At 65.7% G+C, this 12,133-nt stretch carries 14 protein-coding genes and 1 tRNA gene; 4 read left to right on the top strand and 11 right to left on the bottom strand.

Going from position 1 to position 12,133, the window contains the following annotated elements; genetic code table 11:
* Window position 1: 1 nt before the first annotated feature.
* Complete coding sequence (locus tag BGN97_RS13070; protein WP_292702296.1) at window positions 2-337, top strand: hypothetical protein; 336 nt, start codon at window positions 2-4, stop codon at window positions 335-337.
* 197 nt (window positions 338-534) lie between these two features.
* Window positions 535-2,469 (top strand): hypothetical protein, encoded by a 1,935-nt coding sequence (locus BGN97_RS13065; RefSeq protein ID WP_292702293.1) that lies wholly within the window; start codon window positions 535-537, stop codon window positions 2,467-2,469.
* Window positions 2,470-2,471: 2 nt separating this feature from the next.
* Here BGN97_RS13065 and BGN97_RS13060 read toward each other — a convergent pair whose 3' ends face one another.
* Both BGN97_RS13060 and BGN97_RS13055 read right to left on the bottom strand, forming a co-directional pair.
* A complete protein-coding gene (locus tag BGN97_RS13060) occupies window positions 2,472-4,604 on the bottom strand; it encodes an acyltransferase family protein (RefSeq protein ID WP_292702291.1) in 2,133 nt (710 codons plus the stop codon).
* A 140-nt stretch (window positions 4,605-4,744) separates the two neighbouring features.
* On the bottom strand, window positions 4,745-5,392 hold the full coding sequence (locus tag BGN97_RS13055) for a hypothetical protein (RefSeq protein ID WP_292702288.1): 648 nt from the start codon (window positions 5,390-5,392) through the stop codon (window positions 4,745-4,747).
* Between the two features lie 288 nt (window positions 5,393-5,680).
* On the opposite strand from BGN97_RS13055, the gene BGN97_RS13050 reads away from it, so the two are divergent.
* Complete coding sequence (locus BGN97_RS13050; RefSeq protein ID WP_292702285.1) at window positions 5,681-6,592, top strand: tyrosine-type recombinase/integrase; 912 nt, start codon at window positions 5,681-5,683, stop codon at window positions 6,590-6,592.
* 3 nt (window positions 6,593-6,595) lie between these two features.
* On the opposite strand, the gene BGN97_RS13045 is transcribed toward BGN97_RS13050, so the two are convergent.
* From BGN97_RS13045 to BGN97_RS13025, 5 genes are all read right to left on the bottom strand, one after another.
* Window positions 6,596-6,895 carry a hypothetical protein gene (locus BGN97_RS13045; protein WP_292702283.1) on the bottom strand — a complete coding sequence of 100 codons (300 nt, stop codon included), beginning with the start codon at window positions 6,893-6,895 and terminating at the stop codon, window positions 6,596-6,598.
* A 19-nt stretch (window positions 6,896-6,914) separates the two neighbouring features.
* Window positions 6,915-7,082, bottom strand: coding sequence for a hypothetical protein (locus BGN97_RS13040; RefSeq protein ID WP_292702281.1), 168 nt, complete (start codon window positions 7,080-7,082; stop codon window positions 6,915-6,917).
* A gap of 95 nt (window positions 7,083-7,177) precedes the next feature.
* A tRNA-Val gene (locus tag BGN97_RS13035) sits at window positions 7,178-7,249 on the bottom strand.
* Window positions 7,250-7,262: 13 nt separating this feature from the next.
* A complete protein-coding gene (locus tag BGN97_RS13030; RefSeq protein WP_292702279.1) occupies window positions 7,263-8,147 on the bottom strand; it encodes a tyrosine-type recombinase/integrase in 885 nt (294 codons plus the stop codon).
* 161 nt (window positions 8,148-8,308) lie between these two features.
* Window positions 8,309-8,545, bottom strand: a complete 237-nt coding sequence (locus BGN97_RS13025) for a hypothetical protein (RefSeq protein ID WP_292702276.1) — start codon at window positions 8,543-8,545, stop codon at window positions 8,309-8,311.
* A gap of 159 nt (window positions 8,546-8,704) precedes the next feature.
* Between BGN97_RS13025 and BGN97_RS13020 the strand changes: the two genes are divergently transcribed.
* Window positions 8,705-9,262 carry a dihydrofolate reductase family protein gene (locus tag BGN97_RS13020; RefSeq protein ID WP_292702273.1) on the top strand — a complete coding sequence of 186 codons (558 nt, stop codon included), beginning with the start codon at window positions 8,705-8,707 and terminating at the stop codon, window positions 9,260-9,262.
* A gap of 9 nt (window positions 9,263-9,271) precedes the next feature.
* Here the strand turns inward: BGN97_RS13020 and BGN97_RS13015 are convergent, their stop codons facing one another.
* The 4 genes from BGN97_RS13015 to BGN97_RS13000 form a co-directional block, all read right to left on the bottom strand.
* Window positions 9,272-9,478 carry a CDGSH iron-sulfur domain-containing protein gene (locus BGN97_RS13015; protein ID WP_292702270.1) on the bottom strand — a complete coding sequence of 69 codons (207 nt, stop codon included), beginning with the start codon at window positions 9,476-9,478 and terminating at the stop codon, window positions 9,272-9,274.
* A complete protein-coding gene (locus BGN97_RS13010; RefSeq protein ID WP_292702268.1) occupies window positions 9,475-10,521 on the bottom strand; it encodes an iron-containing redox enzyme family protein in 1,047 nt (348 codons plus the stop codon). Before BGN97_RS13010 ends, BGN97_RS13015 begins: the two co-directional genes overlap by 4 nt.
* A gap of 119 nt (window positions 10,522-10,640) precedes the next feature.
* On the bottom strand, window positions 10,641-11,732 hold the full coding sequence (locus BGN97_RS13005; protein ID WP_292702265.1) for an acyltransferase: 1,092 nt from the start codon (window positions 11,730-11,732) through the stop codon (window positions 10,641-10,643).
* Between the two features lie 5 nt (window positions 11,733-11,737).
* The coding region (locus BGN97_RS13000) for an isoprenylcysteine carboxylmethyltransferase family protein (RefSeq protein ID WP_292702262.1) at window positions 11,738-12,133 on the bottom strand (396 nt) is incomplete at its 5' end.

Here is a 12,133-nt window from a genome sequence, read left to right as displayed (position 1 = left end):
CATGAGCGCACCGCTTCCCACCGACCTGGGCAAGGTCATCACTTCCGCGACCGTGCGGAAGGTCATTTACACCGTCTACGTGGTCGGCATCGTGTTCCTCGGTGCGATCCAGGTCGGCTTTGCGGCGACGGACGCTGGTACGCCGGCCTGGCTGACTGTGGCGCTCGCTGTCGCCGCGTATCTGGGTGTCCCGGTCGCCGGGCTGGCTGCGGTGAACGCGACCGCGCCTGCGGTGTCCGGGCCGTCTCGCGATCAGATCCTCTCGGACCTGTCGTATCTGGACCCGGACGAGCAGAACACTGAGCTGCAGGCCGCTCGAGCTCGCGTCGAGGGCTGACCGGTGGCTGCTGGTGAGGTGCAGCAGGTTCGGGTGACTGCTGATGACACCTCGGCGACGTTGCACCTCACCGGGCTTGGCCTGCACGTGTCTGCACCCACAGCGGAGGCGGCAGACCCGGGAACGGTTGTGCTGACCGCACCTGATTCGATGATGACCCCTGACGGCTTGGCCGTCCGTATTTCCTTGGAGGCGTGATGGCTGATGTGAAGCTTCCCCGGCTGGACGAGAACGACAAGCTGCCCGAGAAGTACATGCCGCAGTCGGTGGCTGATGTGGCGACCGCGCTGGACAACGCGAAGACGATCGATGACGCCCTGATGAGCGGCATCATCGCGGACGGCACGTCGGCGACGGCGGCTCAGCTTTCGGCCACGATCAGTGAAGGCGTAGATGCAGCGATCGAGGCTTCGTTGGGTGTGATCGTCGTGGACGGGCCATGGGACAGTAAGCGTGTCCGCCCAACCACGACGATCGGGTCTAGCACCGTGTGGATGCCTGGGATCGATGATTCTGACATCGGCAAGAAGGTCATCATCTACGGTGCTGGGGAAGTGGGGTCGTCGAATGCTTTGGTGACCACGATGCTGTCACGATCGGGATCTAACGCGCTCGTGGCGCATCCCGCAACTCGCGCAGTCGCCGAAGGCTGGGGGGTCGTTGGCACCGACATGACGGCGCAGTGGAACGCGGCATTTGATGCTGCTCGTGCGGCAGGAGGTGCCATCGTGCATGCGCGCCCGGGGAAGGTGTGCCTGGTGGAAGGGACTCTCTACTTGAGGCTGAACGGTAACCAGTGCATTCAGGTTGAGGGCGGACTGGCAACAATCGTCGCCGGGCCCGAGTCAAACGGTCCGCTCATTGATATGAGGTCAAATGGTGGCAGGACTCGACGGAACGCGATCCGGAATCTGAACATTCAGGGACACCCTTTCTGGAACTCGGAGGCGCAGGTCGACCGCCTGGCCTTGGATGCTCAGATCATCCAAGACTGGGACTTCCAGAATGTGATGATCTCTGGCTTTAAGCTCGGTGCGATCCACGCCGGGGACATGTGGGACTGCGTTCTCCAGAACGTCCAGATTCAGACATGCGGGTACGCAGACGGCGACAGTGACTTCGCGTACGCCTACCGGCTTTACGGTCTGACTGATAACTCCAATGCCAACCACCACTTCGCGCTGCGCATGGAGCACACGCCCTTGGCGCTAAGCATTGAGGGAAACTCCAGAGACAACCATTTCGTGGGGTCGAAGTTCGAGCTCGGCAATATCCCCAACCTCAGCACCAAGTCGCCGATCGTACTCGGTGGGCTGGAGAACGCGATCGTGGGGACACAGATCACGAAGAACACCCTCGATGCCGTGCCAGTCATCTCTGCACCGGAGATCGACTACAGCAGTTCCCCAGAACTGCGAGCAAGCCGGAAACGCCACAATCAGATCATCGGCGTGCAGTGCGTGACACCGCTGAGCCTGCAGTCATCCGGAAGGGGAACGGCGTGGTTCAAGGGATCGAATACGACGATCGTCAGTTCGAAGTTCGAGTTCTGCGGTGCCATCCCAGCTTTCGATCTTGCAGAGGACGTCACGATCCGTGACGTGCAGATCAGTCACGCCGTTGGGACGTCTGCGACGTTTCGGCTGAGTGGCTCTCGATGCACAGTAGAGGGCACATCCGTGTTCTACCCTTCGGGTGCGAACACGGGCGCATTGCTGGAAGTGGCTGCAACGCTCGGTTCTAGGAACCGGGTCGTTGGCGTCCACACAACCGGTACTCCTGGCAGCGTCTTGACGACCTCGCTCAACTCGCTCGGCGACAACATTTTCCGTCCCTTCGGGGAATCCTCGATCGCCTCAGCGACAGATGTGACCGCGGCGAATGTACAAGTCGATGTGTTCGGAAGGTCGTTCATCTCATTGCCGTCGGCCGGCTCGGGCGGAGGCTCTATCGCGGACTTCACGCGGGGCTGCAACGGGCAGACCCTGTTCATGAGGAACGGCACAGCCGCGGCCGTGACGATCAAGCACTCTACAAAGATCCGCCTCAAGAGTGGAGCTGATGTCGCGGTGCCAGGTGGTGGAGGAACGATCGCATTCGTCAGGATGGACGGCATCTGGTACGAGACGTGAGATCAGCGTGCAGAGGCTCCTATGAGAGCCTCTGCACGCGCTCGCCACTCCGCAGCGATCTGCTTCGCATACTGCCGGGTGGGGTGCACGTTATCGCGGCGGATGATCGTGCTGCCGTTGATGACCGGGCACTTGTTCTCGACGCAGAACATGTCTGTCTCGTCGAGGAGCTTGATTGACATCGATGCTTCGACCCGCCGGATCTGCTCCCAGACCCCCGGGATATCGCTGACACACGCCGACGGTGCCGATCCGGCAGTTGCACAGTCAACGATCGACTTTCCCTCCGGCGGGGGTGTCACGAACAGCACTTCGGAGGCGCCCGCCGCCAGCAGATCCTTCTCCAGGGAAGTGACGCCAGCCCGCCACTCATCTTCGAGGGACTTGCCGGTCGCGCCGGAGGACAGCTTGTTAGCCCAAAGATAGTTTTGAATCACGATCACGGTTGACGGCTTCATCGCGGCGACGAGGGAACGAACGTTTTGACGGTGTGCGAGACACGCATCCTCATCCTTAGCCGACGCAAACTCGACGCTGACATCAGTGACGGCGCAAGCGAACCGTGTAAGACCGCGGATGCGGTGGTCCTGCTCGTACGCGGAGCGCACCGTTGGGAGCAGAGTCGTTGCGAGAGAATCACCGTAGACGAGGATGCTGGGGTCTGACGGGTCACCGAATACGCATCGTGTCGAGTCCGAGTTGCTGCAGTCGAAGTCCTCTTCTTCAGGTCGGCCTTGCTCGGCCACAGAGCCGATGGATGGAGTCAAAGGCTCAGGCCATGAAACAGCAGTTAGCGAACGCGCAACGCCTTGGGCGATTTCGCTGGTGTTCGCGGCCTCTTCCGGCTCATCGCCCCGCTGTGAGTCTTGCTCCGCATTGATCTTGTTGATGAGCGCGACCTGCTCGGGGCTGAGAGCACCAGGGGGGAACAACATGCCGAGGACGATGAGCGCGACGGTCGCTGGCATCAGCACGGTGGCCGTGACCATCCGGACGCGGGAAGCTTGGTCTCGACGCCATTGCGCCCACGATTCTCGCCGAGTTCGTCCCGGAATCTGAGGACGTAGCCATGGGGAAGCAAGTAGCGGTCGCTCAATGAGTTCAAACGACAAGACTGCGAGGACGATGCCAACAGCGCTTGCCCCGATGAAATACCAGATTCCTTGGGCCGGGAACATGGCGGTTCCGAGGATGATCACAGGGAAGTGCCAGAGGTAGAGGCTGTACGAGATGTCGCCGATGTACCTAGAGGCGGGGTTGTTCAGGAGCACGCTCGAAGCCGGTTCCGTACCGATTCCGGCGGCGAGCACGAGTGCAGATCCCAACACCGGGATGAGGCCCCACGGCGCAGGGAACGTGCTCTCCGGCGAGATGACGAACATGCCTCCAGCAATCACCGCGAGTCCGCCCCACGACATCATGTCGCGTGCGGGCGACGGCAGGCGAGAAAACACTGGGGCGAAGATCGCGAGAGCAGCACCGACACCGAGCTCCCACACGCGTGTGAGTGTCGAGAAGTAAGCGATCGTGGGCTCGGATGCACTCTGCATGACGGCGAGAGCAAATGAGACCCCTACGATCACGAGCATGACGATCCCGGTGGCGCGAATCGCTCCCTCGACGCTTCGCTTGACGAGCCTGGTTCCGATGATCAGGATGCCGAGCATCAACCACGGCCATACAAAATAGAACTGCTCTTCAAGCGATAGCGACCAGAAGTGCTGCAGAGGTGACGGCGTCCCCGCGGCGAAATAGTCCGTTCCGGTGGCTGCGAACCGCCAGTTACCGACGAAGAAGAACGAAGCGATTCCGTCCCAGAGGATGCCTACGGCCTTCGATGCGGGAAACAGCACGAAGCTGAGTCCGACGGTGATCGCGAGGGTCACGATGGCTGCTGGCAGGATACGGCGAGCTCGCCGCGAGTAGAACCCAGTGAACGAAATATGTCCGCTGCGTTCGTACTCTCGGACCAGCAGTCCGGTGATCAGGAACCCGGAAATGACGAAGAACACGTCAACGCCAACGAACCCGCCAGCGGGCCATCCGAACAGGTGATTGGCGAACACCATCAGTACAGCGACGGCTCGGAGCCCCTGAATGTCTCCTCGGACGTGCGTCCGCGTGCGTTCTGCCATGAACTGGACCCCCTCAATATCCCAGCGAAGTCTATCCATCCGCGCAGATCTCGCCGGAACTCGGCACTCTGACCCGAAAGAAGAACCCCCGTCTCACCCCTCACCGGGTGGGGCGGGGGTTCTTCTGCGTTCCCGGGACATCACCTGGGCGGCTCGGGTGCGGCCGGCATGCTGTCCCAGAGGATGACGGTCCCACTGGCGTGGGTCGGCTCAGCCGGGTTGGCTTTCATCGTCGTGACGAGCTCGTGGAGGCCGTCCAGGACGACGTCACCGAGGGCCGCGAGTACGGTGATCATGACGTCAGCGCCGGACGTGCTCGGCGCGGCCGTTGCCATCATCGCTCGCTGTGCGTCGGTCTCCGCCTCACCGAGGTGCACGCCGCCTTCGACGTTCGCGTAGTAGCGAATCGTGTTCACCACGGACACCCACTGCCCTGCAATCCGGAATGCGGGTGCCGAGAGGAATCGATCGAGGGTCAGGTGCTGCTCGCGATCGAGCAAGTGCCGCGTGAAAACCGCATCAAGAGTGCCGCCGGCAGAGAGGTCGTGGGTGATGTCCCGAAGAGGGAAGGTGATGCGCAGGCGATGCTCCCGGTTCACCGTCTTGATGAGACTGCTCTTGTCGACGATGAGCTTCCGCACAAGAGGCGCTATCCCCAGCGCACTGTACCGGTCGGCGCCACCCACGAGATGGCCGACCGCGGCGCAGCGCTCTCGGAGATCCTCGAGCGTCTGCATGAACAGCCAATGCTGCAACGCCGCCACGTTCTGCTCGTACTCGTCATTCATCGCGCCGACGCTCCCCAGGATCATCCAGCCCAGATAGAGGCCAGTTCGGTTAATGTAGCGGTAGGCCGATGACGGTCGTAGAGGTCCGGGTTCAAGTCCCGGTGCCCTTTCGGGGGCGGAGCGCGAGTGGCAGCGCACTTGAAGGCGTTCAGGAGACTGGACGCCTTCAACCGTTAGACCTGGTATTCCGGTCGGGTCGGGGGTAGGGTCGGGCGAACCAAAGCGCCCCTGCAGATGCGCCAACATCCGCAGGGGCTGACGAACCCCAAGTATCGATTGGAGCCGTCGATGTTCGACGCTATCTCAACCCCTGCCACGTCCGCTATCGAGACCGCGGACCTGATCGCCGCGGCCGGGTTCCTCGCCCGGTACAAGGGCGAGACCCGCAAGCTGTACGAGATCGACATGCGGATCTTCTACGACTGGTGCGCTCGGGTCGGCATCCGCCCTCTGCAGGCGCAGCGCGCGCACATCGAGCTGTTCGCCCGGCACCTCGAGACGGAGCGGGCGAACGCCCCGTCGACGGTCGCGCATCGGCTCGGCGTGCTGAAGACGTTCTACTCGATCGCGGCCGACGATGACCTGATCGTCAAAGACCCCACGACCCGGCTGCGGATGCCGAAGGTGCACCGTGACCCGTCCGCGATCGCCTGGCTCGACCGGGCGCAGATGGGGAACCTGCTGCGCGCCGCACGCGACACGAGCCCGCATCACGAATGCCTGGTCGTGCTGATGGGGATGCTCGGCCTGCGCGTCTCCGAGGCATGCAACGTCCGCATCGAGGACTTCGCCGACGATCCACTCGGCTACCGCACCCTCCGCGTGGTCGGGAAGGGCGACAAGCCCGCGATCATCCCGATCCCCGTCCCGGTGCTGCGCGTCATCGACGAGTGCCGTGCCGGCCGCGACACGGGCCCGCTGATCCTGCGCCGCAACGGTGAGAAGCACGATCGCGGGTCGGCGTATTCATGGATCAAGATCCTCGCCCGCAAAGCCGGGCTGCCCGGCACGATCCATCCGCACTCGCTCCGGCATGCGGCGATCACCGGCGCCCTGGATGCCGGGCTCGAGCTCCGGGACGCGCAGGTCTTCGCCCGTCACTCCGACCCACGCACCACCACTCACTACGACCGGACCCGGTTCAACCTCGACCGGCACGGCGCGCACACCGTCTCCCGGTGGTTCGCGACAGCTGCATGAGCGTCAGCTGCCGCCGTGGCCTTCGGCCTGGCGTGTGATGTCGACGGATGCCGCGACGCGCGCCCGCGCCTCGGCATCCGTCGCGATCGCGTCGCGGCACCATTCCTGCGCGGCGAGCAGCCCGCCGACGACGGCGACCGTGTGCCTGTCGTTCTTCTCGACAGCCCACCAGTCGATCCGCCAGGCGGTGTGCGTCTCGCCGGTGTCGCGGCGCACCATCGGCCCCTCGGTGATGAGGAAGCGCGGGCGCACGGCCGCGTCGAGGATCAGCCATTGCTTCGCGGCGAGCTGGATCGTGTGCACCCGGTGAGGTTACGCCGCGTCACCGACGCTGGTCGATGTCCGGCCCGTCGAACTCGGGCGGTAGCTCGACGTCCTGCGCCTGCTGGACGTGGCCGCAGTGCGGACACTGCCACCCTCCCGGGACGTCTCGCATGAGGATGCCGTCCTTGGGGCATCGGGGTTGCGCACCCCAGTCGAGATCGTCCACCCGTACGACGCTACGCGACCCGCTGAGACGACGAAAGCCCCCATCCAGCACACCGAGTTCTGGATGGGGGCTTTCGTGCGTCCTGCGCGATTCTGTGGCCGGTACCGGGATCGAACCGGTGACCTCTTCGGTGTAAACGAATTGCGCTACCGCTGCGCCAACCGGCCACCCGCGAGCCTACTATGCCGCGATCGGTGGTACCTCGCGTGCCCGTCCGGAGTGGGCCGGGATCGGCACCGGGGACAGTGCGGCGATGCCCGCGGTCTTCAGACGGTCGGAGACCCGCGTGTAGATCTGTGTGGTCGAGAGATCCTCGTGCGTCATCAGCTCCTGCACGACTCGGATGTCGACCCCGTTCTCGACGAGCTCAGTGCCGAAGCTGTGGCGCAGCGAGTGGGGTGTGAGCAGCGGGTCGAGGATCCCGGCCCGTATCTTCGCCTTCGTGATCAGATCCGTCACGGACTGTGACCGCATCGGCCGTGACGGGTCATTCCGCGCCGGGAACCACCATGTGTCCTGCGGCATCGAATCCGCGAGTTCGGCGATCACAGGGTGCAGCGGGAGCCGCCGCGCCTTCCCGCCCTTCCCGATTGTGTTGATCCGCATCGCCTGCACGTCGATGTCGTGTGCGTGGACGCGGGCGATCTGAGAGACGCGGAACCCCTGACGGTAGCCGAGGAGGATCATCGCCCGGGTGCGCTTGTATGCGCCGCTGGTGAGCATCGCTTCGATCTGCTCGGGCGAGAACGGGCGGGCTTCCTTCCGCGGCACGTGGATGCGCGGGAGGCGTGTGGTGGGGTCGTCCTCGCGGAGCTCTTCGGTGACGAGGAACGCGTAGAACGTGCGGATCGCGTTGCGCTCGGTGACTCGTGTGCCGGCGCTGACGCCGTCTCGGCCGACGTGGCGGCGGATGCTGAAGATGTCGCCGTCGAGTAGCGTTCCGGGCAGGTTGCGTGCCAGGTGGCTGAGGATGGAGTGGCGGTTGCGGATTGTCGTGGCGGCGAGATTCTGTGCTCGCTGGTACTCGGCGAATTGGCGCAGCAGATCGTCGTTGATTTCGTGCATGGTTGTCTCCCAGTGACGGTGGGCGCGTAGGCCAGGGGCAAGCCCGCGTCCGATGAATCGACCGTATGGATCCGTGATGGGCGTGCGCGACGACCGCCACGCCCAGACTCTCAGGGGGTTCTTAGAGCGAGTCGTTCATGCGGCAGAACACGGGCAGATCGTTACGCTACGCCGGGCTCGTTCCGGGGGTGCAGCACGGAATGCGTCGGGCAGGCGGTGTCTTCGCAGTCGACTGTGCCGCGGCCCTCGCATCCGCCGCAGAGCTGCAGCTCGCCGTCGTAGTCGTATTCGAGCCCGTCACCGTGGCACCATCCGCACCAGTGCTGGCCGAGGTTGAGGTCGGTGGGCGGGTCGCCTGCGATGAAGCTGTCCGGGCCGGTCTGGATGATGGTAGCCATCACGCCACCTCTTCAGCGCCGAGAGTGCGACCAGTGAAGATGTCGACGAGCTCGCCTGCAAAGTGCTGTGTTTTCACCGTGGATGTCGTCGGTTCGATCCCGGCAGGGCCCACATCGAGACCCCTGGCGGGCGTCCCTCCCGCGACCTGGGCTCGCGTCATGGGAACCCTGACCTTCAGCCTCAACGTCACCCTGGACGGCTGCGTCGACCACCGCGAGGGGATCGCCGATGACGAGTCGCACGCCTTCTTCACGGGCCTGATGGACGGGGCCGGCGCGATGCTGTGGGGCCGCGTCACCTACGAGATGATGGAGAGCTACTGGCCTGCCGTCGCCCGCGGCGAGGAGGAGGCTCCGCCCGCGATGCGGGAGTGGGCGGTCAAGCTCGATGCCAAGCCCAAGCACGTCGTGTCGTCGACGCGCACGGACTTCCCGTGGAGCAACAGCCACCACCTCTCCGGCGACCTGCGCGACGGCGTGCAGCGGCTCAAGGACCAGACCCCCGCGGGAGTGCTCCTCGGCAGCGGCTCGCTCGCCACCGAGCTGGACCGACTGGACCTGATCGACGAGTACCGCTTCCTCGTGCAGCCGATGATCGCCGGGCACGGCCCGACCCTGTTCCAGGGCGGGCTGCCCGCCACTCGCAGGCTCGAGCTGATCTCCGCGACCCCGTTGCGCAGCGGGGCGGTCGACATGCACTACCGGCGCGCCCGCTGACCCGCGGCCTCAGTCCTCGGTGCGGAAGCCTGCCGCCTTGTGCGTGCCGTCGCAGAACGGCTTGATGGCCGAGAGCCCGCACCGGCACAGCGCCACCGTCCGTCGTCGACGGGGGATGACCTCGCCGTCCGCGGTCTGCAGCACCACGTCGCCGCGGAGCAGGAGGGGGCCGTCCGGGTAGGGCGTGATCGTCGGCTGCGGTGCGGACGCGCTCATGGAGTCACCGCCGTGCGCAGCGAGGACGACTGCCGCTCCCAGGCATCCAGCATGTGACCGGCGACGGCGCCGTCGATCGCCAGGCAGGCCGCGGCGCCGAACATGATGTCCGGCAGGAGGTGCGGATGCTGCGCGGCCAGGCCGCCGGCCAGGTCACGCGCCGCGATCTGCTCGTGGACGGCATCCGCCTCGACATGCTCGTCGAAGTAGTCCGTGACATCGTCCTCGAACCCGAGTCGTCTCAGCCCGTCGGCGTAGAGGCGGTTCGGGATCGAGGAGGTCATCTCGAACGCGGCGAGGTGTCCAACGATCGCGCCGATCAGCCGCCGGTTCAGCCCGAACATCGACATCATGTTGAGCGAGGCCAGCGTGATCGCGGGCACGTCGTCGACGTATGCGCCGTAGGTGTCGTCCAGCCCGGCGCCGCGCAGGGCCTTCGCGAAGAGCTCGGCGTGCACCCGATCCGGGCGCCCGCCGCCGTACTCGTCCGACTGGATCTCGACGAGTGCGGCCTTGGGTGAGCCCGACAGGCGGGGAATCGCCCAGGAGTGCGGGTCTGCCTCGCGCAGCGTGTAGATCGAACGCTGCATCAGGACCTCTCGCGCCTGATCGGCGGTGGCCCGCCTCGCCAGGTGACGGAACAGGCTGGGCCCGTCGTCGGCGGCGACGAGGGCGAACAGCTCCCGCGCGACGGCGTCGGCGGTCGGCTCCGGGAGGTCCGGCACCGTGACGCGGGTACGCAGCGCCCGTTCGAATGCGCTCTCGAGCATCAGGCGAACGGCGATCAGCGCCGGCTCCCACTCGCGGTCCGCCTCGAGGCCGTCCAGGGTGCCGTACGCCGAGGCGTACAGCAGGAAGAGCGCGAGCTGGATGTCCTCGTCCGTCGTGATGTCCGAGCAGGAGCGCAGGGCGGCCTCGGCCTGCCGGGCCAGCGTCTCCCGGTCGGCGGGCTCCGCGGCGGTCAGAGCGTGCAGAACGGCCTCGCCCAGCGGGCCCCGAGGACGGACGGCGGCGCCGGCGAGCGCGGGTGCGGTGATGGTCATCGATGCCTCCCATACGTCGAGGAGGCGAGTCTCCATGACGACACCGCGCCGCGGCAGGGCCTTGACCGGGGCGTCCGTCGCGCGCTACGCGCGCGACCGTGCCGGAGGGTGATGCGAGATCACGCGGTCGCCGCGGTCTTCTTCGCCGGCCAGAGGCGGCGCGGAAGCTCGAAAAGCAGACTCACCGGCATCCGGCGGCCCAGCAGGGCGAAGCCCGTCGAGATCGCCACGGTCGCCAGGAAGATGACCAGCAGACCCAGCGTCGGGTTGTCGAACCCGGCCTTCAGGGCGAGCCACCCCAGGGCGGCGAAGACGGGGTAGTGCGAGACGTAGTAGATCAGGGAGTACCTGCCCACGAACCGGGCGGGCGCCAGCCAGCGGGCATCCGGCGCGACGGCGGTGAGCCGCACGAGGATCATGATCCCGAGCATCGCGGGCACTGCCGAGAGGGGCTCATACCAGAGCGGGTCGATGAGACCGGAGTACAGGCCCACGCCGATCGGGATGATCGCGAGTCCCGCCGCGAGCGGCACGCTCAGGCGCTTGGCGTACTCGTCCCAGTGCTTCTCGATGAATGCGCCCAGGAAGAAGAACGGCATCAGATAGAAGAAGCGGCGCAGCAGCTCGAGGTCGGCGGGGATCACGAACATCAGCACGAACGGTACCGCGAACAGCACCCAGATCGGCAGCCACTTCATGAGGAGCGCGATGATGTAGTACGCGAAGATGAACTGCATGAACCACAGGTAGGTGTTCCAGAAGCCGAGTTCCCACGGCATGTACTTCACCTGAGACGGCTCCGCCACGAACTCCATCGCCGCGTAAACCAGGGTCCAGACGAAGATCGGCCACAGGATGCGGCGCACCTTGCCCCAGACGTACTTGCCGGTCGGCACGTGCAGCGAGCCCGCCACCAGCAGCCCGGAGAGGAACATCAGCATCGGCATGCGGAACGGCGCGAAGAAGTTGCTCACGAACTCGAAGGCGCCGGGCACCTCGCCGATCCGGTAGGCGGTGATCTGGGTGCTGTGGTGCAGGATCACCAGCAGGATCGAGAGCCCGCGCAGCAGGTCCATCCATCCGATCCGGCGATCGTGCCGGTCCAGCGCCCGGCTGATGTCGGCGCCGCCGCCGCTGCGGTCGGTGCGACGGCGCGCCTCGGCGCGGGTCGCAGGGGCCGGGGAGGACGCGGAATCGGTGTGCTCGGACATCCCGGTCAGTATACGAGTGGGTCGCTGACGGAACCGGAGGAACGGCGGCGTGGGCGCCGCGGGATCCAGCAGGACACGCGGTCGCGATACGCCTCGTACGAGGCGCCGAACCGGGCGACGAGATCCCGCTCCTCCCACGGCCGGATGAGGTCGTTCCACACCAGCGATCCGCACAGCGCGTAGATCACGACGAGCCACGAGCCGCAGATCAGGCCGACCGCCACGCCCTGCGCGATCCCGGCCACGGCCATCGGATTGCGCACGAACCGGTAAGGGCCGCCCACGACGAGCAGCCGGGCGGTCGCGACCGGCAGCGGGGTCCCGTCACCGCGCCCTGCCATCGCGACCGCCGACCAGATGCCGAGCGCCGAGGCGGCCGCGAGGAGGACGACGCCGGAGAT

It is taken from the genome of Microbacterium sp. 69-10 (assembly GCF_001897945.1).
In the GTDB taxonomy this organism is placed as follows: domain Bacteria; phylum Actinomycetota; class Actinomycetes; order Actinomycetales; family Microbacteriaceae; genus Microbacterium.
This window is presented reverse-complemented; position numbering and strand designations above follow the sequence as displayed.